This is a genomic window from Streptosporangium sp. NPDC020145 (assembly GCF_040631275.1).
Classification (GTDB): Bacteria; Actinomycetota; Actinomycetes; order Streptosporangiales; family Streptosporangiaceae; genus Streptosporangium.
Genome location: NZ_JBEXZT010000003.1, coordinates 39,030 through 64,913, shown reverse-complemented (window position 1 = coordinate 64,913; position 25,884 = coordinate 39,030). Strand labels below are relative to the sequence as shown.

The 25,884-nt window shown below is 70.0% G+C and carries 21 protein-coding genes; 13 read left to right on the top strand and 8 right to left on the bottom strand.

Annotation, left to right across the window (positions count from 1 at the left end; all coding sequences use genetic code 11):
• Positions 1-18: 18 nt before the first annotated feature.
• The 7 genes from cobA to ABZ463_RS05730 all read left to right on the top strand — a co-directional run bounded on the left by cobA (position 19) and on the right by ABZ463_RS05730 (position 11,310).
• Complete coding sequence (gene cobA / locus ABZ463_RS05760; RefSeq protein WP_352010670.1) at positions 19-1,251, top strand: uroporphyrinogen-III C-methyltransferase; 1,233 nt, start codon at positions 19-21, stop codon at positions 1,249-1,251.
• Positions 1,248-4,361: a GTPase gene (locus tag ABZ463_RS05755; RefSeq protein ID WP_362773400.1), complete on the top strand. Its 3,114-nt coding sequence runs from the start codon at positions 1,248-1,250 to the stop codon at positions 4,359-4,361. The genes cobA and ABZ463_RS05755 overlap by 4 nt, the downstream gene beginning before the upstream one ends.
• Positions 4,358-5,998 (top strand): YfjP family GTPase, encoded by a 1,641-nt coding sequence (locus tag ABZ463_RS05750; protein WP_352010672.1) that lies wholly within the window; start codon positions 4,358-4,360, stop codon positions 5,996-5,998. Before ABZ463_RS05755 ends, ABZ463_RS05750 begins: the two co-directional genes overlap by 4 nt.
• Before the next feature lie 281 nt (positions 5,999-6,279).
• Positions 6,280-7,050 carry a single-stranded DNA-binding protein gene (gene ssb / locus ABZ463_RS05745; protein ID WP_352010673.1) on the top strand — a complete coding sequence of 257 codons (771 nt, stop codon included), beginning with the start codon at positions 6,280-6,282 and terminating at the stop codon, positions 7,048-7,050.
• An 870-nt stretch (positions 7,051-7,920) separates the two neighbouring features.
• Positions 7,921-9,105, top strand: a complete 1,185-nt coding sequence (locus ABZ463_RS05740) for a GGDEF domain-containing protein (RefSeq protein ID WP_362773395.1) — start codon at positions 7,921-7,923, stop codon at positions 9,103-9,105.
• 26 nt (positions 9,106-9,131) lie between these two features.
• Positions 9,132-10,796, top strand: a complete 1,665-nt coding sequence (gene ettA, locus ABZ463_RS05735; RefSeq protein ID WP_362773392.1) for an energy-dependent translational throttle protein EttA — start codon at positions 9,132-9,134, stop codon at positions 10,794-10,796.
• Between the two features lie 97 nt (positions 10,797-10,893).
• Positions 10,894-11,310 carry a thioesterase family protein gene (locus ABZ463_RS05730; RefSeq protein WP_352010676.1) on the top strand — a complete coding sequence of 139 codons (417 nt, stop codon included), beginning with the start codon at positions 10,894-10,896 and terminating at the stop codon, positions 11,308-11,310.
• 62 nt (positions 11,311-11,372) lie between these two features.
• Here the strand turns inward: ABZ463_RS05730 and ABZ463_RS05725 are convergent, their stop codons facing one another.
• The 4 genes from ABZ463_RS05725 to ABZ463_RS05710 form a co-directional block, all read right to left on the bottom strand.
• Positions 11,373-12,902 carry an alpha-amylase family glycosyl hydrolase gene (locus ABZ463_RS05725; protein ID WP_352010740.1) on the bottom strand — a complete coding sequence of 510 codons (1,530 nt, stop codon included), beginning with the start codon at positions 12,900-12,902 and terminating at the stop codon, positions 11,373-11,375.
• A 29-nt stretch (positions 12,903-12,931) separates the two neighbouring features.
• The gene (locus ABZ463_RS05720) at positions 12,932-13,330 is read right to left on the bottom strand and encodes a globin (RefSeq protein WP_362773388.1); all 399 of its coding nucleotides are present in this window, start codon (positions 13,328-13,330) and stop codon (positions 12,932-12,934) included.
• Between the two features lie 10 nt (positions 13,331-13,340).
• Complete coding sequence (locus tag ABZ463_RS05715; protein WP_352010678.1) at positions 13,341-14,384, bottom strand: mechanosensitive ion channel family protein; 1,044 nt, start codon at positions 14,382-14,384, stop codon at positions 13,341-13,343.
• A gap of 431 nt (positions 14,385-14,815) precedes the next feature.
• Positions 14,816-14,992 (bottom strand): hypothetical protein, encoded by a 177-nt coding sequence (locus ABZ463_RS05710; protein WP_352010679.1) that lies wholly within the window; start codon positions 14,990-14,992, stop codon positions 14,816-14,818.
• Positions 14,993-15,442: 450 nt separating this feature from the next.
• Between ABZ463_RS05710 and ABZ463_RS05705 the strand changes: the two genes are divergently transcribed.
• Complete coding sequence (locus ABZ463_RS05705) at positions 15,443-17,005, top strand: XRE family transcriptional regulator (RefSeq protein WP_362773383.1); 1,563 nt, start codon at positions 15,443-15,445, stop codon at positions 17,003-17,005.
• A complete protein-coding gene (locus ABZ463_RS05700; protein WP_352010681.1) occupies positions 17,002-17,493 on the top strand; it encodes a GNAT family N-acetyltransferase in 492 nt (163 codons plus the stop codon). Before ABZ463_RS05705 ends, ABZ463_RS05700 begins: the two co-directional genes overlap by 4 nt.
• Before the next feature lie 173 nt (positions 17,494-17,666).
• Here the strand turns inward: ABZ463_RS05700 and ABZ463_RS05695 are convergent, their stop codons facing one another.
• On the bottom strand, positions 17,667-18,116 hold the full coding sequence (locus ABZ463_RS05695; protein WP_362773379.1) for an NUDIX domain-containing protein: 450 nt from the start codon (positions 18,114-18,116) through the stop codon (positions 17,667-17,669).
• A 144-nt stretch (positions 18,117-18,260) separates the two neighbouring features.
• Here ABZ463_RS05695 and purU point away from each other — a divergent pair, with 144 nt between their 5' ends.
• On the top strand, positions 18,261-19,163 hold the full coding sequence (gene purU / locus ABZ463_RS05690; RefSeq protein ID WP_352010683.1) for a formyltetrahydrofolate deformylase: 903 nt from the start codon (positions 18,261-18,263) through the stop codon (positions 19,161-19,163).
• A 48-nt stretch (positions 19,164-19,211) separates the two neighbouring features.
• Here the strand turns inward: purU and ABZ463_RS05685 are convergent, their stop codons facing one another.
• Positions 19,212-21,284, bottom strand: coding sequence for a prolyl oligopeptidase family serine peptidase (locus tag ABZ463_RS05685; protein ID WP_362773376.1), 2,073 nt, complete (start codon positions 21,282-21,284; stop codon positions 19,212-19,214).
• 347 nt (positions 21,285-21,631) lie between these two features.
• On the opposite strand from ABZ463_RS05685, the gene ABZ463_RS05680 reads away from it, so the two are divergent.
• The 3 genes from ABZ463_RS05680 (at position 21,632) to ABZ463_RS05670 (ending at position 23,379) form a co-directional block, all read left to right on the top strand.
• On the top strand, positions 21,632-22,141 hold the full coding sequence (locus ABZ463_RS05680) for an HNH endonuclease (protein WP_352010685.1): 510 nt from the start codon (positions 21,632-21,634) through the stop codon (positions 22,139-22,141).
• 59 nt (positions 22,142-22,200) lie between these two features.
• Complete coding sequence (locus ABZ463_RS05675; protein ID WP_352010686.1) at positions 22,201-23,025, top strand: GNAT family N-acetyltransferase; 825 nt, start codon at positions 22,201-22,203, stop codon at positions 23,023-23,025.
• Positions 23,026-23,157: 132 nt separating this feature from the next.
• Positions 23,158-23,379, top strand: a complete 222-nt coding sequence (locus ABZ463_RS05670; RefSeq protein ID WP_352010687.1) for a zinc ribbon domain-containing protein — start codon at positions 23,158-23,160, stop codon at positions 23,377-23,379.
• 53 nt (positions 23,380-23,432) lie between these two features.
• Here the strand turns inward: ABZ463_RS05670 and ABZ463_RS05665 are convergent, their stop codons facing one another.
• Together ABZ463_RS05665 and ilvD are read right to left on the bottom strand one after the other, a co-directional pair.
• Positions 23,433-23,939 carry a WYL domain-containing protein gene (locus ABZ463_RS05665; RefSeq protein ID WP_352010688.1) on the bottom strand — a complete coding sequence of 169 codons (507 nt, stop codon included), beginning with the start codon at positions 23,937-23,939 and terminating at the stop codon, positions 23,433-23,435.
• A gap of 106 nt (positions 23,940-24,045) precedes the next feature.
• Positions 24,046-25,884, bottom strand: a complete 1,839-nt coding sequence (ilvD, locus tag ABZ463_RS05660; RefSeq protein WP_352010689.1) for a dihydroxy-acid dehydratase — start codon at positions 25,882-25,884, stop codon at positions 24,046-24,048.

Sequence of the window (25,884 nt, the reverse complement as noted above, 5' to 3'; positions counted from 1 at the left end):
AACGGGAGATCTGTCACCATGTCGCCCTACCTGCTCGGTTTGCACCTCTCCGGGCGGCGGGTGCTCGTCGTCGGCGGGGGGCGTGTCGCCCAGCGACGTGTCCCGGCGCTGCTTGAGGCAGGTGCCCAGGTCACCATCGTCTCGACGAGCGTCACGCACGCTCTCGACGACCTCATCGCCTCCGGCCAGGTGACCTGGGAGGCCAGGCCGTACCGGGTGGGCGACGTGGACGGGGCCTGGCTGGTCCAGGCCTGCACCGACGACCGCGCGGTCAACACCGCGGTCGCCGCGGAGGCCGAGGCCAAGCGTGTCTGGTGCGTCCGCGCCGACGACAAGGACGCCTCAGCCGCCTGGACCCCGGCGAGCGGGCGGGTGGCCGAGGTCAACGTGGCGATCACCGCGGGAGGAGACCCCCGCAGGGCGGCCGGTATCAGGGACGCCGTCGTCGAGGCGCTTCGCGACGGCACGGTCGACGCCCGGCGCAACCGGACGAAGCCGGTCGGGGTCGCGCTGGTCGGCGGCGGACCGGGGGACCCCGGCCTGATCACGGTCCGCGGGCGGCAGCTGCTGGCCCAGGCGGACGTGGTCGTCGCCGACAGGCTCGCGCCACGGGCCCTGCTCGACGAACTCTCCCCCGACGTCGAGCTGATCGACGCGGCGAAGATCCCCTACGGCCGTTTCCTGGCCCAGGAGAAGATCAACGAGCTGCTGGTCGAGCACGCCAAGCAGGGCAGGTTCGTGGTCAGGCTCAAGGGAGGCGACCCGTTCGTCTTCGGCCGTGGCGGCGAGGAGATGCTCGCCTGCGCCCGCGAGGGCATCCCCGTCATCGTCGTTCCCGGCATCACCAGCCCGGTCGCGGTGCCCGCGGCGGCCAACGTGCCGGTGACCCATCGCGGCGTCAGCCAGGAGTTCCATGTGATCTCCGTGCACGTCCCGCCGGGTGACGCCCGCTCGACCGTCGACTGGCCCAACCTGGCGAGATCCTCGGGGACCCTGGTGCTCATGATGGCGGTCGAACGCATCGGAGCGATCGCCGAGACGCTCGTGCAAGAAGGACGTTCGCCGGAAACTCCCGTAATGGTGGTACAGGACGGTACTCTTCCCACCCAGCGCGCTCTTCAGGCCACTCTGGCCACAGTGGCCGAGCGTGTGGCCGAGGCTGGGATACGGCCACCCGCGATCGTGATCGTTGGCGATGTCGTGAAGGTCGGCCAGGAGGTCGAGATGGTTCGAGCGGAGCGGATACCGTGAAATCGGCTGCCAACAGGCCCACGCCTCAGGGCGAGCGTGACCGCCGCGGCGCCGAGGCTCCCCAGGGTTCCTCAGACGATGTCGCCGGATACGAGGAGTCTCCCGGCGAGCGGACGATGACGTTCCCGGCCATCAGGCCCGACGAGCCCTCGCAGGCCCCCGGCGACGCCTTCGAGGACTTCCGGCGTACGGCGCAGGCCGCCATCTCGTCGGTGAACAAGGTGGTCGAGGCCGTCCAGGCGAAGGGCGACGCGCCCGCCGCCAAGGCACCCAAGGGCGCTCAGGGTTCCGGCGCCACGGGCACTCCGGCACCGAAGAACCCCGCGCCACCGAAGAGCCCCGCGCCGCCGAAGAACCCCGCGCCCAGAAGCCAGCCCTCCCCGGGGCAGCCCTCCTCGGGCCGGGCCGCCCCCCTCAGGCGCCCGGCGCCCCCGGTCCCCCCGGCTCCTGAGGCCCCCGCCGCTCCTGGTGGAGACGGTGGAGCGGGGTCCATCTTCCGCTCGGGAAGCGGTCGCGGCCGGGGCAACTTCCAGGCCAGGAGAGGCACCACCTCACCCGCGCGGGACGGGCTCGCCGCACCGCAGACGGGCGCCCCGGGCCCCGGTACGGCACGGCCGGCGGGTGAGGCCTCCCAGGGTCCCGCGGCGAGGAGCGGCGCCCCCCAGAGCGACACGGCCCAGGGCGGCGCCTCCCAGAACAGGGCTTCCCAGGGCGGCACGTTCCAGGACGGTGCTTCTCGGAGCGGTGCCTTCCAGGAGGGCGTTTCCCAGAGCGGCGTTTCCCAGAGCGGCGCGACGATGCCGGTCGACGACGCCTTCGAGGCCTTCCGGCGCGCCGCCGAGGCCGCCATCTCCTCGGTGAACGAGGTGGTCGCCAAGGCCACGGCCGCGACGGCGGACTTCTCGGCGCCCGTCGGGGCGGACTCCCGATCAGCGAGCGAGCCCCCCGCCACCGAAGTTCCCGTGGCCGAGTCCGCCACCGAAGTCCCCGTGGCCGAGCCCGCCACCGAGACCTCCACCATCGAACCCCCCGTCGTCGAGACCTCCGAGGAGACCTCCGGGGATCCGGCCGAGGACTCTCCCGAGGAGGGCGCCGAGGCCACCTCCGGAGAAACGGCCGAGAACACGCCCGAAGAGGCCCCGGAGAACACCCCCGAGGGCCATGACCGGGACGAGGAGAGCCCCACCGCCGAGGACCTCCCCGAGGAGGCCGCCGAGGGCGAGAGCCGTACCGGTGAGGAGAACGATCCCGAGGACGACGAGGCGGCCGCGCTGATCGCGGCCGAGCGCGCGAAGCTCCTCGTCATCGAGGAGGAGGTCGGGGAAGAGGACGGGGAGGAGACCGAAGCCCCGGGCGACGAACCGGAGGAGTCCGACGAACTCCCCGAGAGCGAACACGAGGACGGGGACGACCGGGTCCGGGAACTTCCGTTGCCGGAGGCCGTCTCCGAGGCCCTGACCAACGCGCTCGCCGCCCTGCGCAACACCGTCACCGACCTGCACTTCGGCCTGGAACTCCCCGGCGCGGAGGAGGCCAGGCGGGCCCAGAGCGAGATCCTGGCCCAGCTCGACGACTACGTGATCCCCAGGGTGCACATGAGCACCGCCCCGGCGCTCGTCGTCATCGCGGGCTCGACCGGGGCGGGCAAGTCCACACTGCTCAACACCCTGGCCAACGCCAAGGTCAGCGCGACGGGCGTCCGGCGACCGACCACCGGGACCCCCGTCCTCGCCTGCCATCCGGACGACCGCGAGTGGTTCGCGGGCAGCGACCTGCTCGGCAGTCTGCGGCGGCTCGACGCCCCCGAGGCCACGGCGGAACCGGGCGGCCTCGTCCTCGTCTCGACCGAACGCCTCCCCACGGGCGTCGCCCTGCTCGACACGCCCGACATCGACTCGGTCGTCGAGGAACACCACGAGATCGCCCACCGCATGCTCGACGCGGCCGACCTGTGGATCTTCGTGACCACCGCCGCCCGTTACGCCGACGCCCCCGCGTGGCGGCTGCTGCGCCTGGCCAAGGAGCGTGGTGCCAGGCTGGCCATCGTGCTGTCCCGGGTGCCGGTCAAGTCCCGCGAGGTGGTCACCAAGCACTTCGTCAGGATGCTCACCGAATACGGCCTCGGCGAGGTCGAGCGGTTCGTCGTCGACGAGAGCAGGGTCACCGACGGCATGCTGCCCGACCACGAGGTCACCGACCTGCGGCTGTGGCTGACCGAGCTGTCCGTCGACGACCAGCGCCGGGCCCAGGCCATCAGGACGACCCTGTCGGGGGCGCTCGACAGCTTCCGCATCCGCATCCCCGCGCTGGCCAGGCAACTTGAGGCCCAGGTCGCCTTCAGGAACGAACTGCGCGGCGACGTGGAGGCCGCCTACTCCGGCGCGCTGGCCGAGATCGAGGAGACCACCGGGAACGGCACGCTGCTGCGCGGTGAGGTGCTCGCCCGCTGGCAGGACTTCGCCGGGTCCGGAGACCTCATGCGGACCCTGCACCTGCGCAGGCCCGGCAGGTTCGCGGGCAAGGCGAGCCAGCAGGCGCCCGAACGGCTCAGCGCGCTGAAGTCCGCGCTCAGGGCCGGCCTTGAGTCCGTCGTCGTCTCGGCGGCGCAGCGGGCCGCGGAGGAGGCGGTCACCCGCTGGCTGAGTCGTTCGGGGGCCGGGGAGTCGCTGGCCGCGACCGCCGGGCTCGGCGACGTCTCCGACGACTTCTCCCGCAGGGCGGGCAAGGCCGTGAGCGGCTGGCAGGACCACATCATCGAGCTGATCCGCACCGAGGGGGTGACCAAGCGGGCGGTGGCCAAGCTCGTCTCCTTCGACGTCGAGTCGCTGGCGGTGATCTTCGTGATCGGCCTGCTCGGGTACGGCTCCGCAGAGACGGAAGGCGCGGGCACCGGCGGGCTGCCGCAGCGGCTGGTGCACGCCCTCCTGGGAGCCGAGTCACTGCGGACCATCGGGGCCAAGGCCCGTAGCGACCTGCGCGCCCGGATCGCCACGCTGTTCGACGACGAGACCTCACGCTACTTCCAGGTCCTCGACGGCGCGGGCGTTCCCGACGAGTCCATCGCCACCCGCCTCTACCAGGCAACGTACAACCTTGAGGTCGCCCGATGAGTGTTGGCACCACCCAGACGCGTCAGGGGCTCGGCGGCCGTCTCGCCGCGCTGTCCCGGATCGTGGAACTGGGGCCGGGCAGGGTCGATCCCAAGCTCCTCACCGACTCGGGGCAGTTGCTCCTGCGCGCCGGTGACAGGCTCAAGCTGTCCTCGGAGCACACGGTGGTCGCGCTCGCCGGAGGAACGGGAAGCGGCAAGTCCACGCTGTTCAACGCCGTCTCGGGCCTGGAGCTCTCCCCGACCGGTGTCCGCCGCCCGACCACGGCCCGCGCCCACGCCTGCGTCTGGGGCCTGGACGGCGCGGGACCGCTGCTGGACTGGCTGCAGATCCAGTGGCGTCACCGATTCGCCAGGGCCAGTGCCCTGGACAAGGGGGAGGGCAGGCTGCACGGCCTGATCCTGCTCGACCTCCCCGACCACGACTCCATCCGCGCGCTCACCGACACCGAGGCCGACCGGCTGATCCAGGTCGCCGACCTCGTCGTCTGGGTGCTCGACCCGCAGAAGTACGCCGACGCCTCGACCCACAGGCGCTACGTGACCGAACTGGCGGGCCACGACGCGGTGACGGTCTTCGTGCTCAACCAGATCGACCGGCTCTCCGCCGAGGAACTGGCCGAGTGCGTCGCCGACCTGAACGACCTGCTGCGCCGAGAGGGAGTCGACGCCCCCGTCATCGTCCCCACCTCCGCGACCAGGGGGGAGGGGGTCGACGAGCTCAAGGCCGTCCTCGCCGAGACGGTGACCAGGCGCGGGGCCGCGGTCCAGCGACTGGAGGCCGACCTCGACCGGATCACGCTCCGCCTGCTGAAGGCCATGCCCGCCGAGGGTGTCCCCGTGCCCGCCTCCTCCGTGGACGACGCCCGCAGGATCGGCCTCACCGACTCCCTCTGCGACGCGGTTGGCGTACCGGCCGTTGGCGAGGCCATGGAGAACGTGTACGGCGTGCGCTCGGCGGAGTGGGTCGGCTGGCCGTACACCCGCTGGGCGGCCAGGCTCAGGCCCGACCCGCTGAACAGCCTGCGCCTGAACGACCTCAAGGACGAGATCAGGGGAGAGGCGGCCGGGGCGGTCAGCGCGCAGGCCGCCGAGGTCGACAACGCGGTGCGAGCCCTGTCCGACGGGCTCACCGCGGGGATGCACGAGGCCTGGCAGAGCGGCGTCAGGGAGGCCGCGCGCTCGCACTCGGCCGAGCTGCCGCGGCTGCTGTCCGCGGAGCTGTCCGAGATCGCGCCCCGCCTCGACCGGGTTCCCGTCTGGTGGCGGCTGCTGCTGGTCTGGCAGTACTTCCTGGTCCTGCTCTTCCTCGCCGGGATCGCCTGGCTGGGTACGGCCCTGGCCTACGGCGTGTTCGAGGCGGGCACGCTTCCGCCGGGCCTTGAGGTGTTCGGCGAGACGGCCTCCATGCCCTGGGTGGGGCTGATGATCGTCTCCGTCCTCGGGCTCGGCCTGCTCACCGCCGTGGCCAGCCGTAACTTCGTCATGCTCGGGGCGGGCAACGAACGCGACAGGCTGGAGCGGGAGATGCGACGCAGGGTCGGGGCGGTGGCCTCGACCACGGTGATCGAGCCGGTCGAGCGGGAGCTGGCCAGATACAACGAGTTCTACTCCGCGCTGCGGGGCGTGCGGGGCTGACCCATCAGGTCGGCGGTGCCGTTCCTCGGTAAGGAACACCCTTCGGAGCGCGGGTCTGCCGGGCCGGGCGACCCGCGGCACGAGGCCGCCCATCGCCATCGGTGGCGGACGAGGAGCTCGGGGTTTCCGATTTCCGGTGGATTATCCGGAAGGTTTTCCACAGCCCCGTCCCAGCGCCCGAGTTTTCCACAGAACGCCGTTCGGCCCGCCGGGTTCCGGTCCGCGCGGGCCACTGTGTCTTTCACACGCCGGGCACCTGGCCCGTTCTCCTGGGAGGCACGATGAACGACATCCACATCACGTTGACCGGCAACGTCGCGGCTGCGCCCCGCCAGCACACCTTCCCGGACGGCTCGCGGGTCACCTCGCTCAGGGTCGCCTCGACAAGCCGTTACTTCGATCGGGAAAGCCAGCAGTGGTGCAACGGCGAGACGACGTATTTCGGCATCCGTTGTTTCCGCGGGCTGGCCGACAACGTCGCCCAGTCGATCCGGGCCGGCCAGCCGGTCGTCGTCCAGGGGCGCCTGCGGATCCGCGAGTTCACCCACGAGGGTGAGCGCCGCTTCCTGCCCGAGGTCGAGGCCAGCTCACTGGGGCACGACCTGCGCTGGGGCCTGGGCAGCTTCAGCAAACCCCAGCGGGGCGGGGCGGCCCCGGTGCTGGGCAGGCAGGAGCGGCACGAGCTCGACAGGGAGACCCACGACTGGGCCATGGGCGGAGGCGCCGCATCCCTCGCCCCCGATCCCCACCCCGCTCCCGCGGACGGTTCCGGCTCCCTGTCCCTGGTGAGAGGCGGCGCCGACGAGGACGAGGCGCCCGGAGACTCCACGGGCCCCGGCGCCTCGGGGGAGTCCGGTGGCCCCGGAGGCTCACCCGGGGGCTCAGGAGGCGGAACGGCGAGCCGGACCGGCACAAGACGCGGTAGGGCGGCCCGCGACTCCGGGCAGACGAGCCAGGGCTCCGGGCGGGCGACGGGCACGGCGCGTGAGCCGGACGAGGCCGAGTCGGAGGACGAGACGCCCTGGCCCACACAGGCGCATCCGGCAGCCTGAACCGCAGACCCCGAGTTCCCCGCACTCGTGGTCGGCATCCTCACCGGGAGCGAGAGGATGCCGACCCTTCGAAGGACGTCATAAGGGACGCCATAAAGGACGAGGTGCCGGAGCGACCGGCGGAGGTGGTCCCACCGGGTGCCCGGAGCACCGTACGGCCCGGCCTGGCAGATCTCCCGGTGGCCCGCGGGCCGCCCCGTCGGTTCGCCACGGTCCACCGGCGCACCGCACGAGGGCGCGCCGGACGGACCACACGCCACGGAGGTGGCCCGTCCGGCCGGATGGCGGTCGCCATCGCCGGGTGACGCTCGCGTCGGATGGGTGTGGTCGGCAGCGCGTTGATCAGCGGTGTGCGATCGGCGGTGCGCCCGGTTGGTGGTCTGTGTCGGCGATGCTCAGATCAGCGGAGCACCGCGAAAGGAGGGGTCCAACCGGCTGGGGGACCGGGACATCCCGGGTTCCCACGTCGAACACGAAGCTTGCGCGGTGTTTTCGCGGGACGGGGTGGAACGTCGCGAGATGCCGCCTGAAGCGGCCGCGGGAGGTGAGAGATCTAGCGGGCAGGGCCTATGTCCAGGTCACACCTCGCAGCATGGGCTGCTCCTTTCCTCCATGGACCGTTCTTCGGCTGAGCTCGGTCCCCAACGGTGAGCCACCTGACAAGTGGAGCCACTCCGCCAAGGTAGCGGTTCCCATCGCGCGGCGCACACTCCGCAACTATCGTGTTACACATCGTTAGTCGGAGAAGGGGACGACATGGCGGCTCCCAGTCACACCTCGGTCAAATCGCGCGACACTGTGACGACTCTGGCCGATCGGTGGCCCATTCTTGGGCAGCGCCGTCCACTGGTTGTCTATCTTTGCGGCATCGTGGTGCTGGATTTCACGGCAATCGGGTTTTTCGCCGCATCTGCTGACTTCCACTGGCACGATCTACTCACCTTCGTCGCGTTGATGGCCTGCGGTGCCGTCTGTATCGAGGCGACCCGAAGGCTCGGTATGCCCGCGGGTGTCTCCCGTGACCTGTTGTCGGCCTGGTGGCTGCCCGCGGCCCTGCTGCTGCCGCCGGTCTACGCTCTTCTGGCGCCCATTCCGCTGCAGATTCTGCTGCAGAAGCGGGTGCGCGAGACGGTGGTCTACCGGAGGGTCTTCAGCTCCGCCGCCATCAGCCTGGCCGGGGGAGCCGCCTCGGTGCTGTTCCACAGCGTGGTCGGTGAGCTGGACATCCCCACCCAGGGGACGGGCGGGCCGATCCTCGTCGCCATCGGCTGCGCCGTCCTGTTCACGGTCCTGAACACCGCGCTGATCGCCATCGCGGCCCACACCGCCGTCCCTGACACCCGCTGGCGGGAGGTGCTGTGGGACCGCGAGAGCCTGATGCTCGACGTGGTCGAGCTCTGCCTGGGAGTCCTCGTCGCCATCGCGTGCGGGGTGAACCTCGCCCTGCTGGCGCTGGCGCTGCCGCCGGTCGTGCTGCTCCAGCGCAGCCTGCTGCACGCCCAGCTCCAGGCCGCGGCCCGCACCGATCCCAAGACCGGGCTGCTCAACGCCGCCGCCTGGCAGCGGGAGGCCGACACCGAGATCGTCAGGGCGCGCCGTACCGGTGAGACGCTCGCCCTGCTGATCGTCGACATCGACCACTTCAAGAGGGTCAACGACACCTACGGGCACCTGATCGGCGACCAGGTGCTGATCGGGGTCGCGGCGACCATCCGCAGCCAGCTGCGTGACTACGACGTGGTCGGACGCTTCGGGGGCGAGGAGTTCGTCGTCCTGCTGCCCAGGGCCGACGTGACCGAGGCCCGCCGGGTCGCGGAACGGCTGCGCTCCCGCATCGGCCGCATGGCCGTACCCGCGGACGAGAACATGGTCACCGTCACGATCTCCGCAGGCGTCGCGATCATGAGCATGCACGGAGACGACCTGATCGAGTTGCTCGCCGCGGCGGACCTGGCCCTCTACCGTGCCAAGGAGCTCGGACGAGACCGGATCTGCCTGCCCGCGACGCCCGTCCCCCCGGCAAGGCGGCCGGGGCCGGAGGCCGCCCCTAGCTGAGTCCGTCAGGCTCTAAGCTAGGGGACATGCCGGAGTACATCTACACACTGCAGCGCGTGCGCAAGGCGCATGGTGACAAGGTCGTCCTCGACGACGTGACGCTGTCGTTCCTGCCGGGTGCGAAGATCGGCGTTCTCGGGCCGAACGGCACCGGGAAGTCGACGCTGCTGAGGATGATGGCAGGCCTGGAGCAGCCGTCCAACGGCGATGCCCGGCTCATGCCCGGCTTCACCGTCGGCATGCTCCAGCAGGAGCCCCCCCTCAACGAGTCCAAGACCGTGCTCGGCAACGTCGAGGAGGGCGTCGCCGAGACCAAGGCCATGCTCGACCGGTTCAACGAGATCGCCGAGCTGATGGCGACCGACTACAGCGACGAGCTGCTTGAGGAGATGGGCAAGCTTCAGGACGCCCTCGACCACCGCAACGGGTGGGACCTCGACAGCCAGCTTGAGCAGGCGATGGACGCCCTGCGCTGCCCGCCGCCCGACGCCGACGTCACCCTGCTGTCCGGTGGTGAGCGGCGCCGGGTCGCCCTGTGCAAGCTGCTGCTGGAGCAGCCCGACCTCCTGCTGCTCGACGAGCCGACCAACCATCTCGACGCCGAGAGTGTCCAGTGGCTTGAGGCGCACCTGGAGAAGTATCCCGGGACCGTACTGGCCGTCACCCACGACCGCTACTTCCTGGACAACGTGGCCAACTGGATCCTGGAGCTCGACCGGGGCCGCTGCCACCCCTACGAGGGCAACTACTCCACCTACCTGGAGGCCAAGGCCGCCCGCCTCAAGCTTGAGGGGCAGAAGGACGCCAAGCGCAAGAAGCGCCTGGAGGAGGAGCTGGAGTGGGTCCGCTCCAACGCCAGGGCCCGCCAGACCAAGAGCCGCGCGCGTCTGCAGCGCTACGAGGAGATGGCCGCCGAGGCCGACAAGTACCGCAAGCTGGACTTCGAGGAGATCCAGATTCCGCCGGGTCCCCGCCTGGGCACCACGGTCATCCGGGCCGAGAACCTCACCAAGGGTTTCGAGGACCGGGTGCTCATGGACAACCTGTCGTTCGACCTGCCGCGTAACGGCATCGTGGGCATCATCGGTCCGAACGGCGTCGGCAAGACCACGCTGTTCCGGATGATCACCGGTGGCGAGACGCCCGACGCCGGGAAGATCATCGTTGGCGACACCGTCAAGATCTCCTACGCCGACCAGAGCCGGGGTGGCATCGACCCGACCAAGAACGTCTGGGAGGTCGTCTCCGACGGGCTCGACTACATCAAGGTCGGCCAGGTCGAGATGCCCTCGCGGGCCTACATCGCCGCGTTCGGGTTCAAGGGGCCGGACCAGCAGAAGAAGGCGGGCGTGCTGTCCGGAGGCGAGCGCAACCGGCTCAACCTCGCGCTGACCCTCAAGCAGGGCGGCAACGTGCTGCTGCTGGACGAGCCGACCAACGACCTCGACACCGAGACGCTCTCCAGCCTGGAGAACGCCCTGCTGGAGTTCCCCGGCTGCGCGGTCATCACCTCGCACGACCGGTGGTTCCTCGACCGCATCGCCACCCACATCCTCGCGTGGGAGGAGGGCTCGAACTGGTTCTGGTTCGAGGGCAACTTCGCCGACTACGAGAAGAACAAGATCGAGCGGCTCGGGATCGACGCGGCTCGCCCGCACCGGGTCACCTACCGCAAGCTCACCCGGGACTGATGTCCTCCTCCGAGCTCCCGGCGCGCCCCCGCCGTGCGCCGGGAGCCGGGGAATCGCTACCTTCTTGCTTGTGCTTGAACAGAGCTTGGCAGAGACCGTGAGCGATTCCCGCAGGCATGTGTTCCTCAGGGCGGTCAGGTTCGCCGACATCGACTCCCAGGGCCACGTCAACAACGTCAGGTTCCTCGACTATCTCGAGGACGCGCGCCTGGAGATGTTCCACCTCGACCTGCACCGTGAGGGCGGGGAGATCTTCAGCGGCCTGGTGGTGGCCAGGCATGAGATCGACTACCGGCGTCCTCTCACCTTCCGCGCGGACCCGGTCAGGGTCGAGTCCTGGGTGACCGAGATCAAACCGGTGAAGTTCGTCCTCAACTACGAGATCGTCGACGATGAGACGCTCTTCGTCCGGGCCAGGTCGGTGCTCGTCGCCTACGACGTGGAGAAGGCCAGGCCGCGCAGGCTGGAGCAGCACGAGCTCGACTACCTGGAGCGCTTCCTCATAGCCGGCTGAGCCGTCGCCGGAAACGGCCGGCGCGCCCGCCGTACGACGGGCGCGGGGACCGGAGGAGATCGTCAGGGAGTGTGGAGCCAGGCCGCGGTGTCCGGGGGCAGCAGGTGACCCTCGACCGGGGCGCTGCCGATCACGACGTGGTCGTGCGGCGGCAGCGGTACCGCCTCGACCCCGCAGTTGACGACGCACGTCAGCGCACCCCGGCGGAAGAACAACGCGTCCTCCTCGCTCTCCAGCCAGGTGAGGCCGTCGGGCAGCGCGCCGCGCAGTCCCCGGCGGGCGCGCAGGGCCTGCCGGTAGAAGCTCAGGGTCGATCCCGGATCGTCCGCCTGCCGTTCGGCGCTCAACGCCGTCCACTCGACCGGCTGGGGCAGCCAGGGCGCGGTGCCCTCGGGCGCGAAGCCGTACGGCTGCTCCTGTCCGGACCAGGGGAGGGGCACCCGGCAGCCGTCCCGTCCGGGCAGAGTCCCACCGGAACGGGCGAAGATGGGGTCCTGACGGGCCTCGGCGGGCAGGTCCCGGACCTCGGGAAGGCCGAGTTCCTCGCCCTGGTAGAGGTAGGCCGAGCCGGGCAGGGCGAGCATGGCCAGCAGCGCCGCCCGCGCCCGGGCCAGCCCCGTCGTGGAGTTGGGCAGGCCCTCGCCGTACCTCGTGACGTGCCTGACCACGTCGTGGTTGGACAGCACCCAGGTGGGGGCGGTCATGTCGGCGAGAGTGTCGTCGATGACCTTGCGGAAGGCGGTCGCGGACCAGGGAGCCTCAAGCCAGGCGAAGTTGAAGCTCTGGTGCAGTTCGTCGGGCCGGACGTAGCGGGCGAGATCCTCGGCGGAGTCGGTCCACACCTCGCCGATGGCCATCCGCTCGCCGGGGTAGGAGTCGAGCACCTCACGCCAGCGCCGGTAGACCTCGTGGACCTCGGGTCTGCCCCAGATGGGCGACTCGCCCTTGAACGCCTGATCCGTCGCGGGGGCGTCGGGAAGCCCCTCCGCCTTGTACAGGCCCATCGCCACATCGATCCTGAACCCGTCGACCCCACGGTCCAGCCAGAACCGCAGCACGTCGAGGAACTCCGCGTGCACCCGCGGGTCGCGCCAGTTGAAGTCCGGCTGCTCGGGGGCGAACAGGTGGAGGTACCACTGCCCGTCGGGAGTCCTGGTCCAGGCCGGGCCGCCGAAGGTGGACTGCCAGTTGTTGGGCGGCAGATCCCCGCTGTCGCGGAAGACGTACCGGTCGCGGTTCTCGCCGCGCAGCGCCGCCCTGAACCAGGGGTGCTCGCTGGAACTGTGGTTGGGCACGATGTCCACGATCACCCGCAGGCCGTGCGCGTGGGCGTCGGCGACGAGGGCGTCGAAGTCGGCCAGCGTGCCGAAGAGCGGATCGACGTCACGGTAGTCGGCCACGTCGTAGCCCCCGTCGGCCATGGGGGAGCGGTAGAAGGGCGTCAGCCAGATCGCGTCGACACCGAGATCGGCGAGGTACGGCAGGCGCCCCCTGATACCGGGCAGGTCGCCCACGCCGTCTCCCGAGGCGTCGGCGAAGCTGCGTACGTAGATCTCGTAGACGACGGCGTCACGCCACCAGGGGATTTTCATGTGCATGGGCTGCCCCTGCCCGGCGGGGTTTATGCGTCAGGGGCGTTGACCATGCTGTGCGCGGCGTAGACGAGGTAGTCCCACAGGCGCTTCTCCAGCTCCTCGGGCAACTCCAGGGAGATGACCGCGTCGTGCATGTGCTTCAGCCACGCGTCACGCTCGGCGGAGCGGATGACGAACGGGTTGTGCCGCATGCGTAGGCGCGGGTGCCCACGCTGCTGGCTGTAGGTGGTCGGACCGCCCCAGTACTGCATCAGGAAGAGCTGCAGCCGCTCCTCGGCCCCGGCGAGATCGTCCTGGGGGTAGAGCGGCCAGAGCAGGGGGTCTTTGACGACGCCCTCGTAGAAACGGTGGACGAGGAGCCGGAAGGTCTCCTCGCCACCGACGGCGTCGTAGAAGGACTGGGGTTCCTCGGGGTTGGCGGACACGCCCCCAAGCCTAAGCGACGTTCGCTATGGGGATGGAAGCCTGGTCGAGCGCCGACTTGATGCGGATACGCAGCTCCCGCGCGATCTCGCTCTGGTGTGAGGGGATGGTCTTGGCGTTGACCCGGAAGACGACCGCCGTGCCGGAGATCTGCTCGATCCCCCAGACCTGCGGCTCCTCGACGACGACGGAGTCGCGGTAGTCGGGGTCGTTCCAGATCTCCTCGACGACCTTCCTGAGCAGGTCGCGGACCACAGGGATGTCGGCGGTGTAGGCGACCGGCACGTCGACCGTGGCACGGGACCACCCCTGGGACTCGTTGCCGACGCGGGTGATGGTGCCGTTGCGGACGTACCAGACCCGGCCGTCGGCGTCGCGCAGCCTGGTGATGCGCAGGGTGACGGCCTCGACGGTCCCGGACGCGGCACCGGCGTCGATCACGTCGCCGACGCCGTACTGGTCCTCAAGGAGCATGAACATGCCGGCGATGAAGTCCTTGACCAGTTCCTGGGCTCCGAAGCCGATCGCGACGCCCAGGATGCCGACGCTGGTCAGCACGGGGGCGATGGGGACGGAGAGCCGTTCGAGGATGGTCAGGGCGGCGGTGCCCAGGATGATGACCGAGGCGGTCGAGTTGAGCACGGACCCCATGGTCTCGGCCCGTTGCCTGCGCCGCTCGGCCATGATGGCGTCCAGACCTTCGAGGGGGGCGGGATCCTTGCCCCGTAGCCGTCCCGCCAGGGTCGGCCTGCCGGAGGAGGCCCGCTGCACGATTCCGGTGATCAGGCGGACCGCCACCTTGCGCAGGATCAGCGCGACGGCGGTGATCAGCACGATGGCGATCAGTGTCGCGAGCACGCTCGCGACGAAGGGGGCCCACGCCGGAGGCAGCACGGTCTGCGCGAGTTCGCAGATTATCCCGCCGTCACGTCCGCACGCACCGTTCACTAAGGCCGCTCCCATGTTCGTGAGGTCCTCCAGGCCGGGCAGGCTCGACGGTGACGGTGTGGGGGACGGTGTCACGGTGGGGGTGGGTGAGGGGACGAGCAGGAACACGGAGAAGATCCCTCCCGGATCGGTTCGTCTGGCAAATGGGGGCAAGTCACGTGACCTACCTATATTGCCGAGCGAACCGGCCGTCGTCACATCACGCCGGGGAGGACGGGAACACCGGATCCAGGCCCTGGAGGCTGGTCCGGACAGTCCGGTGACGAACGGCCCGGCGCGGGGCACGCACCCGGAAGCGTGTCCCGTGCCGTTCCGGGAGGAATCCCTCCGATCCCCGTCCGGAGTTTCGTCCGGACGGCGGCTTGTCGTCGTGTCGGCCGCCCCGCGGGGCGCCCACGACAGATTGACCTCGTTCTCGAAGCCGGTGGGGAACCCAGCGTCCCGAGGACGCTCCGCACCGGGCGCCCCACCGGCTCCGCCGCGCCGCGACGGGTACGACGGACCGGATGGCTGCGATCCCATCCGGTTCGCCGCCTAGTTCACTCCCCCACCGCGGCGAGCACTCGGGCGACCTTGGTCGCCGCGCCGGCAGGGTCCTGGGCCGTGTGCATCCGCTCCCCCCAGGACCACCAGTAGTACCAGTCGCGGTGGCTGTGGGCGGTCTGCGCGCGGCAGGTGACGTTCTCCGCCAGGCTGGTCGCGTTCGGGTTGATCACGCGGACGAAGGCGCGGCCCGTATGGGTCCGTACCACCCGGGCGTGAAACCCGCGAGCGTCAAGTTCTGACACCAACCGCTCCAGGTGCCCGAAGCCGTCTTCCCCCACCTCGTTCCTCCTCTTGGATTCAGCCGATTCGTCATCGAACCGTGTTTGGTCGGTTACGCGAATCGACGCTGGTTGGCCAAAGATGACTCACCGAGTCCGATGGGTCAATGCCGGGTTAACCAAGATCGGGATGCGCATTCTGCCAAGGAGGTTGAAAGAAACAGTCCATCAGAGGACGATCCTTAGCCGGTGGCCTCATTCGCGCGTTCCGGGTGGGGCAACGGTGGTCCATTATTCTCTCTAGGCGCAGTGCGATACCCGAATCACACTGGGTCTACGGGGAGAGGACCGGTCGGGACAAGCGTGCCAACCAGCCCAGCTGGCCGCGAGAGAGGGGCCGGTATGTCCGGCAGGCAGCACAGGGAGACGGAGTTAGCGCGGCGAATCCGCGCCAGGGGCCTCGCAACGGGGCATAACCCGGCCCAGATCGCCGAAGAGATCCACGACAAGTGTGGTCAGCAGTTCGGGACCACCCGCATCAAGGCTCATCGTCTCGCACACGGTGTCGCTCTGGCCGACGTGATCGAACAGATACGGGCGCTGTTCGAGCGCGACGGCAAGGCCGCTCCGGGGATCGGGGAGACGCTTCTGTCCGCCTACGAGAGCGGTCTGAAGCGTCCCGGGCCCGAATACCTCCACTACCTGTGTTCCGCATACCGGGTCGAGCCCCCCTCCCTCGGCTACGAGGGGCCCTGCATCTGTGGCCACGGCCACAGGATGCCGGGTGCCGTCCGGAGTGATCTCCAGGATGGAAGACCCGACACTTCCCCTGGTCCGCGTGAGTCGTTGATCCGGCAGATCGGCGGCGGCCCCTCCGCGGACGGGAGCGAGGAGGACGAGAACGTGTTGCGGAGAACGCTCTTGAGGATTCTGGCGGGCGGCACCGCCGTCGGCCTCGACGGGCAGGTGCTCGGAGCGGTGGAGAACATCCGGCGGAGGATGGACGAGACCCTGGTCTCGGGCACCGTCTCACCCGCGATGCTGGACCAGTGGGAGGAGTCCACCGTCGGCTTCGGCCGCCAGTACATGAACACCCCGCCGTTACGTCTGCTGTGTGACGTTCTGCTGGAGTTCAGCGCCGTGCGCAAGGCCATGGAGCACCGCCAACCGGTCGACCTGCAGGAACGGCTGTGCCGGATGGCGGCCCAGCTCGCCGGCCTCAGCGGCATGATCATGATCAACCTTGGTGACCAGAGAATGGCCCGCTCCTTCTTCAGGACGGGCAGGATCGCCGCAGACGACACCGGTGACCGCGCGCTGCGGGCCTGGGTCATCGCCAGGGAGGCCCTGGTGCCGCTCTACTACGGCGATCCGCGCGAGGCGCTCAACCTCGCCAGGAAGAGCCGCGATCTGGCCGGGCAGACACCGTGCGCGGCCCAGGCCATGGCACCCGTCGTCGAGGCCCGCGCGCTGGCGATGATGTCGAACGCGGGCAAGAAGGACGTGGTCGACCAGGCCAAGCGGGCACTGGCACGGGCCAGAGCGGCCTTCTCCCAGATGGGGGCGGCCGAGCAGGAGGACGCGGCCTTCGGATACACCGAGCGGCAGCTCTACTTCCACCAGGGAGACGCCCTGGTCAAACTGGGGCAGCCCATGGAGGCCGACCTCATCCTGGAACAGGCCCTCACCAAGTACGGCCCCGGCGACTGGCTCGATCCGACGCTCATCAAGTTCGACCGGGCCAAGTGCAAGCTCCTCGAAGGAGACGTCGGTGAGGCGCTGAACATCGCCAAGGCCGCGCTCGCCGGCCTGGGGGAGGGGTTCAAACCCGACATCCTCATGCAGCGGGCCCACGAGGTGGCCAGAGACGTCGAGGGCAAGAATCCGGACAACCCCGAGCTGAAGCTCTATCTGGAGATGCTGCGCGAGGCGGCCCTGCCGGACCCGATCGAGGAGGAGGTGTGAGGATCCGGCGTTATCGCCGGTCCGACCTCGACTCCGTCCGGGCACTGCACCAGGTCTGCCTCGCCCAGGTCGGCCTCTTCCCCGGTGACGGGGTCTACTACGACGACGACCTTCCACGGATCGAGGAGATCTACCTCGCCGACGGGGGAGAGTTCCTGGTCGGAGAGGCCGTCGAGGGGCGAGTCATGGCGATGGGCGCTCTGCGCAGAGTCGATGACGCCTCGGGGGAGATGTGCCGTCTGCGGGTCCACCCCGAGTTCCAGCGGCGCGGGTTCGGCGACCGGATGGTCGCAGAACTGGAAAGCCGCGCGATCGGGCTGGGATACGCCCGGCTTCGCGGGGACACCACACTGAACCAGCCCGCCGCGATCCACCTCTATCGAAAACACGGCTGGCGTGAGATCCGCCGCGAGGGACGCGGTGAGCACACCGTGGTCTACATGGAGAAGGACCCGCTGATTTCTTCCACGGCCGTCTCAACTGAATAACACGGTTTACCGCTTTTAGTTATTATTCGGTGAAATGTCGGGATAATTGCTGTTTACTCCCTCGTGGGGACTTTGTTGAAGCCTGTTCCAGTGGGGCGTCCGTGAAATCCCCCGAGGGCTCGGCGTCGTTTCCCGGTTTCCAAGAAGTCGCTCATCGCCGCTGGGCACGTGGGTCACACCAGCCGGGAGACGATCTCGGGCAACGCCGGGGGCTCGAGGGCGTCGGGAAGCGCGGCCATCGCCTCAAGTGAGAACCAGCCGTGGCCCAGATAGGTGCCGTTCTCCTCCGCGGTGAACGCCTCGGGGACGACCCGGGGCGTGTGGTCGAACCTCGCCAGATAGAACCGTTCGGTCCGCACATAGCGGACACCGAGCCAGTCGAGCTTCCTGGGCACCGGCAGCCACCGGTCGAGCACCGCCGTACCCGGCAGGCCGGTCTCCTCGGCCAGCTCCCGCCGGGCGGCCTCCAGCGGCGTCTCCCCCGGCTCGATACCGCCGCCGGGCGGCTCCCACAGGGTCCTGCCCGCGACCGGGTCGTGCCAGTGCAGCAGGAGCACCCGCCCGTCACCCGCCACGCAGACCACCCGGGTCGCAGGGCGGTCGCTCACCTCAGGGTCGTTCATGGATTCCGGACGCTACCAGCACGGCCCATCGGTGGCACCGCGCGGCACCGGGTGGCGCGCGCGGGCGGGTGTGGGTGACGCGCTGTACTCTGCCCAGGTCGGTGTTGTGGCACCGTACGATCCGACCCCTTCGAGAGTGAAGTCATGAGCGAGCGAGTCACAGGGCCCGGCGCGGGCCACCATCGGCTGAACGGGGGCTCCGAGGCCCAGTTCGTCCTGACGCTGTCGTGTCCGGACCGTCCCGGGGTGGTGGCCGCCGTCTCCGGCCTCCTGGCCGGGCGGGAGTGCAACATCATCGAGAGCCAGCAGTTCGGAGACCCCGTCTCCCAGCGGTTCTTCATGCGGGTGCAGTTCTCCTCGCCGCTGTCCGACGCGGCCCTGCGCGAGGCCTTCGCCGCTCTGGCCCCCGACTTCGGCATGGACTTCAAACTGCGCGACACCGCGGTCAGGCAGCGGGTGCTGGTGCTGGTGAGCAAGTTCGGCCACTGCCTCAACGACCTGCTCTATCGGACGCGCTCAGGCCTGCTCGACATCGACATGGTCGGCGTGGTCTCCAACCACCCGGACCTGCGCCCGCTGACCCAGTCGTACGGCGTCGACTATCACCACCTGCCGGTCACCCCGGACACCAAGGCCAGGCAGGAGGCGGAGATCCTCGCCCTGGTCGAGCACTACCAGGCCGACCTGGTGGTGCTCGCGCGCTACATGCAGGTGCTGTCCGAGGACCTGTGCGTCAAGCTGGCCGGGAACGTGATCAACATCCACCACTCGTTCCTGCCGTCGTTCAAGGGCGCCAAGCCGTACCACCAGGCGCACTCGCGCGGGGTGAAGCTGATCGGTGCGACCGCCCACTACGTGACCGCGGACCTCGACGAGGGCCCGATCATCGAGCAGGAGGTCGCCCGGGTCAACCACACCCACTCGCCGGAGGACCTGGCCGCCATCGGCCGCGACGTCGAGTGCCAGGTCCTGGCCCGCGCCGTACGGTGGCACACCGAGCAGCGTGTCCTGCTCGACGGGCACAAGACCATCGTCTTCCCCCGCTGACGTGCCCGCGCGGGGCCGTTCCCGACGGCGGCCCCGCGCGGTGGGCCGTCAGACGGCCAGGCCCGTGTGGTGGGCGAGGAAGGTGAGCTGGTCGGCCGCGAGCTCGACGGTCTTGCTGACCGCCCGCGCCCCGTGACCCGTCTCGGCCTCGTTGCGCAGCAGAATCGGCCGGTCCGAGGCCTGGGCGTGCTGCAGGGCGGCACACATCTTCCAGGCGTGCAGCGGGTGGACCCGGGTGTCGGACTGGAAGACCGTGAACAGCGTCGCCGGGTAGGAGACGCCCTCACGGACGTGGTGGTAGGGCGAGTAGGCGTTCAGCCAGGCGAACTCCTCGGCCTTCGCGGCGGAGCCGTACTCGACGTTCCACGTCGCGCCCAGGCCGAACAGCTCGTAACGGATCATGTCCAGCAGCGGGGCCGAGCAGACGACCGCGGCGTACAGCTCGGGGCGCTGGGTGAGGGCAGCGCCGACCAGGAGGCCGCCGTTCGAGCCCCCGGAGATGGCCAGCTGCTCCGGGCTGGTGATCCCGGTGGCGATCAGGTGCTCGGCCGCCGAGTGCAGGTCGTCGAAGACGTTCTGCTTGTTGGCGAGCATGCCGGCCCTGTGCCACTCCTCGCCCTGCTCGCCACCACCGCGCAGCTGGGCGATGGCGTAGGCGCCGCCCGCCTCGACCCAGGTCAGGATCGACGCAGAGTAGCCCGGGGTCATCGAGATGCCGAAGCCGCCATAGCCGTACAGGACGGTGGGGCGCGGACCCTCGACGCCCGGCTTGGTGATCACCAGCATGTGGACCTCGGAGCCGTCCACCGAGCGGTAGACCACCTGCTCGGTGTTGACGGCGGGCACCTCGACGGCACCGGGGGAGGCGGCCCACAGGGTGGTCTCCCCGGTGCGTGCGTCGTAGCGCTGGATGCTCGGCGGGGTGGTGTTGTCGGTGTAGACGAACCAGGCCTCGTGACCCCCCTCCGGCCGCTCGGAGATGGCGCCGATCGTGCCCAGCCCCGGCGTCGGCACCCGGCCGACGCGCTCACCCGTCACCAGGTCGTGCACGGAGATCTCGCTGATCGCGTGGCGGGTCCAGCCCGCGAGCATGACCGGGCGGTCAAGGTCGTCGAGGATCGAGAAGTCCGACAGCACGGCCTCGTCGTCCTGCGGGATCAGGTCACGCCAGTGCTCGGGCTGGGGCAGGGCCGGGTCGGCGACGCAGATGCGCGCCCGGGGGGCGTCCAGGTCGGTGAAGACGTAGAGCCTGCCGTCGCGGCCGAAGTGCAGCGCGGTCTGGGCGTCGAGCCCCTCCTGGACGACGACCAGGTCGGGAGAGTCCGGTGCGGAGGCGGCGAGGTCGGCGATCCACAGGTCGTTGCGCGGCGCCGTACCCCTGGAGGCGGAGATCTGCAACCAGCGGCCGTCGCGGGAGACCGCGACACCGTAGTAGTTGGTCTTCTCCATGTCCTTGCCGAAGATCAGCACGTCATCCTCGGTCGAGGTGCCGACCCGGTGCAGGTAGACGCGGCGGTGGAACTGCTCCTCCCCCTCGGGCACCTCGGTCGCGGGCAGCCTGCGCACGTAGTAGAACGCCTTGCCGCCGGGCAACCAGGCGATCGGGGAGTAACGGCACCGGTCGATCGGCCCCTCGACCCGCTCGCCCGAGGCGACGTCGAGCAGGTAGAGGGTGGACTCCTCGTCACCGCCGACCGAGACCTGGTAGGCGAGCAGCCTGCCCTCCTTGTCGGGCTGCCATGAGTCGAGCGTGGTGAGCCCACTCGGGTCGAGCGCCGTCGGGTCGAGCAGCGCGCGCTCGGTTCCGCCGGGGTCGACGGTGTAGAGGACGGCGTGCTCCTGGTCGGGGGTACGCCGCATGAAGAAACGTCGCTCGCCGCGCCAGGCCGGAGCGCCGATCGAGCCCGACCTGAGCAGCTCGGCGACCCGCGCCCTGAGCTGGTCGCGGCCGGTGAGCGCCCCGAGCTCGGCGGAGAAGAGCTTCTCCTGCGCGGCCAGCCACTCCTCGGTCGCCGGACTGCCCGGGTCCTCCAGCCATCGATAGGGGTCGGCGACGGGGACGCCGTGGAGCTCTTCGACGAGGTCGTCACGGCCTGCTGGTGGATATGGCTGTCGGGTCATGGCAGGAACCCTACGACCTCGGGAAGGCTGGTCGAAGCCATTGCGCGAGGGGCGTATTCGATCTTGGGAAGGGCCGTGACGTCGATCTTCGGATCGAGGAGTAAAAACTGGTAATGCGGGCATAAAACGTACCAGGCGTCTCTCCTGTCATTTATGGGTGGCGGAAATGACGATGCAGAAGCCAAACTTGGTGGAGGACGGTGCCGTGGTGACCATCCGCTGGGCCGTCCGGCGGAGGTCCCTGTGACGGAAGCATCCGGGCCCCAGGAGGGGCCGCCAATCGGGGTACGCGCCTGCGTGCCCCCTCAGACTCAGACGAAGCGTCGCGCGGCGGGGAAGGCACGCTGATGCGCCAAGTCCTGCTGCTGAACGCAACCTACGAGCCCCTGACCACCCTCTCCCTGCACCGCGCGGTCGTGCTGGTGCTCAGGGAGAAGGCGGATGTCGTGCACCGCGACGGGCGGGGCGCGGTCGTCCGCTCGGCGACCCGCACGCTCGACGTGCCGTCGGTGATCAGGCTGCGCCGCTACGTGCGCATTCCCTACCGGTCGCGGATTCCGCTGACCAGGACCGCGCTGATGCGCCGGGACGACTACCGGTGCGCCTACTGCGGACAGCGGGCCGAGACCATCGACCACGTGATCCCGCGGTCGAGGGGAGGAACCCACACCTGGGAGAACTGCGTCGCCTCCTGCACACCGTGCAACCACCGTAAGGCGGATCGCATGCTGGAGGAGCTGGGCTGGACGCTGGACGTCGCCCCCGTGGTCCCACGGGGCGTCCACTGGCGTCTGATCGGCGCGCACAACGTCGGAGACCCCCAGTGGGCGCCCTACCTGGAGGAAAGCGCCGCCTGACGGTCCACGGCGCGATACCCGTTCGCCCCGGCGGAGTCCGTGTCTGCACAATCGGGTGCATGAGATGGACCTTCACCTCCGATCCAGAGGTGTACGCCGGGGCGGCGGAGCAGTGGTTGTTGCGTGAGCCGGTGCGCAACACGATCCAGCTCACGATGCTGCGCGCGCTGCGTGAGGGGTTGTGGAGTGAGGACCCGCTCATGGGATGGGCGGCGGATCCCGGGGGTGAGATCGTGGCCGCGGCCCTGCACGCCCCTCCCCAGCTCCTGATGCTCGCCGACATGCCGGCCGAGGCCGTCCGCGAACTGGCCACCGCGCTCATCGAGGCCGAACGTCCCGTCCTCGGCGTCCGGGGCGGCGTCGCCCTCGCCGAGGCGTTCGCCGCGGCCTGGTGGCGTCCGGAGAGGACGCGGCGCTCCGAACGTCTCTACCGCCTGGACACGCTCACCCCGCCGCCTGTCCACCCTCGGGGTGCCCCTCGTACGGCGGGCACCCAGGACCTCGAACTGCTGGTCGCCTGGGGACAGGCCTTCCAGCGGGAGGCGGGCGGCCATTCGTCCGGCGGTCTCGCGGCCGTGCTCGCCGGGCGGGTCGGCAGGCGGGAGATCCTCCTGTGGGAGGTGGAGGGGCGGCCGGTGGCCTACGCGGGCGCCTCGGTGCCGATCGGGGGCGTCTCGCGGGTCGGCCCGGTCTACACCCCTCCCCGAGAGCGCGGCAGGGGGTACGGCACCGCGGTGTCCCATGCCGTCACGGCCAGGGCACGGGAGTGGGGGGCGGCAGAGGTGCTGCTGTTCACCGACCTGTCCAACCCCGTGTCCAACTCGATCTATCGGACGATCGGCTACCGGCCCGTGGCCGACTACGCCTCCATCGTCTTCGGCTGACCGACGGCCGTGTCCTGGGGTGGGACGAGACGCGCTCGTGACGCCCCGCCCTTCCCGGACGGGCTCGTGCCGGGATCTCCTCACGACCGTACGGCCGTGCCCGTACGGTCTGCGGCTGAGTAACCTGGTGCCATGCCGCGTTACGACTTCCGCTGCCGCGCCTGCGGATCGACCTTCGAGATCTCCCGCCCGATGGCCCGTTCCGGCGAGCCCGCGCTCTGCCCTCAGGGCCACGACGACACCGTCAAGCTGCTGTCCACGGTCGCCGTGACGGGTGGCTCAGGCGTCACGGCGCCCCGCCCGGCCGGTGGCGGCGGTGGCGGGTGCTGTGGGGGCGGTTGCTGCGGCGGCTAGCCGCTTCGCCGCCCACCACGCCGGTGTCGCCGTGGGGCCGTGGGGCCGTGGGGTCAGGCGGCCTCGCGGCCCCGCTGGACGGCGCGCCTGCCCTGGAAGGGCAGGAAGTCACCGGCCCTGTGCGGGCGGGCGGGGATGAAGGTCGGCTCGGTGGCCACGATCCGGTCGAACCTGAAGGCGCGGATCGCGCCGCGCATGCGGCACATGCCCACGAGATACCAGTAGTCGCGGTGCACCATGCACGTCACGGGATCGACGTCGCGCACCGTCACCCGCCCGGAGACGTCACGGTAGTGGAGCCGGACGACCAGGTGGGAGGTGATGGCGTTGGCGATGGTCCTGGCCCGGTCGGCGACAGGGTCGGGCATCGGCTCGGTCAGGGTAGCCAGAGTGGTGGAGACGACCTCGTCGTCGATCTCCATGTGCTCGAACGCGTGACGCAGGCCGCTGCGGGCGGCGGTTGCCTGCGGGTCGGAGCCCAGATGGGCCAGGGACAGGGCGAGGGCGGCGATCTCGGCGGTCGTCAACGGGCTGCGTGCGGGCTTCATGACGTTGGCCATGGTCACATGGTATGCTCCGCCACCGACAATTTTCGAACTGCCTGTCGGATACAGCGGCCTTCCCTCGGAGGACACGGCCCAGCCGTACCCCCCGAGGAGACGGTCGTCATCGCGACAGCTGGGACAGGTCCCTTGAGGCGCCGGTCGAGGCCGAGGTGGTCAGCGCGGCGTAGGCCTGCAGAGCCGCGCTGACCGGACGGTGCCGGTCACGGGGGCGATAGCCGCCCAGCTCGGCCAGCAGCCGCTCACGCCTGGTCGCGAGCTCCTCCTCGGCGACCTTCAGCTCGATCGACCGGCCCGGGATGTCGATCTCCACGATGTCGCCGTCCTCGACCAGGGCGATGGTGCCGCCCTCCGCGGCCTCTGGGGAGGCGTGCCCGATGGACAGCCCGCTCGTGCCGCCGGAGAAACGGCCGTCGGTGATCAGCGCGCAGGCCTTGCCCAGGCCCTTTCCCTTGAGGAAGGAGGTCGGGTAGAGCATCTCCTGCATGCCGGGGCCGCCCTTGGGGCCCTCGTAGCGGATGACCACGACGTCGCCGGGCTTGACCCGGTTGTTCAGGATGCCCTCGACCGCGTCGTCCTGGGACTCGAACACCACGGCGGGCCCGGAGAAGCGCCAGATCTCCTCGTCGACCCCGGCCGTCTTGACGATGCAGCCCTCGGTGGCGATGTTGCCGTACAGGACGGCCAGACCGCCGTCACGGGTGTAGGCGTGCTCGGAGTCGCGCACACAGCCCTCGGACCGGTCGAGGTCGAGGGAGTCCCAGCGGGCCTCCTGCGAGTAGGGCTTGACGGTGCGGACGTTGCCGGGGGCCGCGTGCCACAGCTCGGTCGCCTCGGGCAGCACACCCGCCGAGCAGGGGTCCCAGGCGTCGATGTAGTCGCCGATGGTGCCGCCGTTGACGGTGTGCGTTTCGCGGTGGATCAGGCCCGCCCGGTCGAGCTCGCCGAGGATGGCCGGGATGCCGCCCGCGCGGTGGACGTCCTCGACGTGGTACTTCGCAGTCGCGGGGGCGACCTTGCACAGGCATGGCACCCGCAGCGAGATCTCGTTGATCTCCTTGAGGCCGAAGTCGACGCGAGCCTCGCGGGCCGCGGCCAGGATGTGCAGGATCGTGTTGGTCGAGCCGCCCATGGCCACGTCGAGGGCCATGGCGTTCTCGAACGCCTCCTTGGTGGCGATGCTGCGCGGCAGGACCGACTCGTCGTCCTGCTCGTAGTAACGGCGGGTGATCTCGACCAGCTGCCGACCGGCGTCCTGGTAGAGCTTCTTGCGCGCCTTGTGGGTGGCCAGAATCGTGCCGTTGCCGGGCAGTGCCAGGCCGATGGCCTCGGTGAGGCAGTTCATCGAGTTGGCGGTGAACATCCCGCTGCACGAACCGCAGGTCGGGCAGGCGTTCTCCTCCATCTCCAGCAGCTCGGCGTCGGAGACGGCGTCGTCGGCGGAGGCGATCATCGGGTCGATCAGGTCGAGCTTGCGGCCCGGGGTCTTACCGGCCTCCATCGGCCCGCCGGAGACGAAGACCGTGGGGATGTTGAGCCTGAAGGCGGCCAGGAGCATGCCCGGGGTGATCTTGTCGCAGTTGGAGACGCAGATCAGCGCGTCGGCGCAGTGCGCGTTGACCATGTACTCGACGGCGTCGGCGATCAGCTCGCGGCTGGGCAGCGAGTAGAGCATGCCGCCGTGCCCCATCGCGATGCCGTCGTCGACCGCGATGGTGTTGAACTCACGCGGGATCGCGCCCGCCTCCCTGATCGCGCCCGCGACCACGTCGCCGACCTCGCGCAGGTGGACGTGGCCCGGGACGAACTGGGTGAAGCTGTTGGCCACCGCGATGATGGGTTTGCCGAAGTCGCCCCCGGCTACGCCCGTCGCCCGGAGCAGGGCCCGGGCACCGGCCATGTTCCTGCCGTGCGTGACCGTACGAGACCTGAGGGCGGGCAT

Excerpts from the sequence above, each read along its gene's own strand:
- ABZ463_RS05695 (WP_362773379.1), bottom strand. The coding sequence starts at position 18,116 with ATGAACGACCCTGAGGTGAGCGACCGCCCTGCGACCCGGGTGGTCTGC.
- ABZ463_RS05675 (WP_352010686.1), top strand. The coding sequence starts at position 22,201 with ATGAGATGGACCTTCACCTCCGATCCAGAGGTGTACGCCGGGGCGGCG.
- ABZ463_RS05725 (WP_352010740.1), bottom strand. The coding sequence starts at position 12,902 with ATGAAAATCCCCTGGTGGCGTGACGCCGTCGTCTACGAGATCTACGTA.
- cobA (WP_352010670.1), top strand. The coding sequence starts at position 19 with ATGTCGCCCTACCTGCTCGGTTTGCACCTCTCCGGGCGGCGGGTGCTC.
- ABZ463_RS05680 (WP_352010685.1), top strand. The coding sequence starts at position 21,632 with ATGCGCCAAGTCCTGCTGCTGAACGCAACCTACGAGCCCCTGACCACC.
- ssb (WP_352010673.1), top strand. The coding sequence starts at position 6,280 with ATGAACGACATCCACATCACGTTGACCGGCAACGTCGCGGCTGCGCCC.
- ABZ463_RS05665 (WP_352010688.1), bottom strand. The coding sequence starts at position 23,939 with ATGGCCAACGTCATGAAGCCCGCACGCAGCCCGTTGACGACCGCCGAG.
- purU (WP_352010683.1), top strand. The coding sequence starts at position 18,261 with ATGAGCGAGCGAGTCACAGGGCCCGGCGCGGGCCACCATCGGCTGAAC.
- ABZ463_RS05750 (WP_352010672.1), top strand. The coding sequence starts at position 4,358 with ATGAGTGTTGGCACCACCCAGACGCGTCAGGGGCTCGGCGGCCGTCTC.
- ABZ463_RS05670 (WP_352010687.1), top strand. The coding sequence starts at position 23,158 with ATGCCGCGTTACGACTTCCGCTGCCGCGCCTGCGGATCGACCTTCGAG.
- ABZ463_RS05685 (WP_362773376.1), bottom strand. The coding sequence starts at position 21,284 with ATGACCCGACAGCCATATCCACCAGCAGGCCGTGACGACCTCGTCGAA.
- ilvD (WP_352010689.1), bottom strand. The coding sequence starts at position 25,884 with ATGCCCGCCCTCAGGTCTCGTACGGTCACGCACGGCAGGAACATGGCC.
- ABZ463_RS05705 (WP_362773383.1), top strand. The coding sequence starts at position 15,443 with ATGTCCGGCAGGCAGCACAGGGAGACGGAGTTAGCGCGGCGAATCCGC.
- ettA (WP_362773392.1), top strand. The coding sequence starts at position 9,132 with ATGCCGGAGTACATCTACACACTGCAGCGCGTGCGCAAGGCGCATGGT.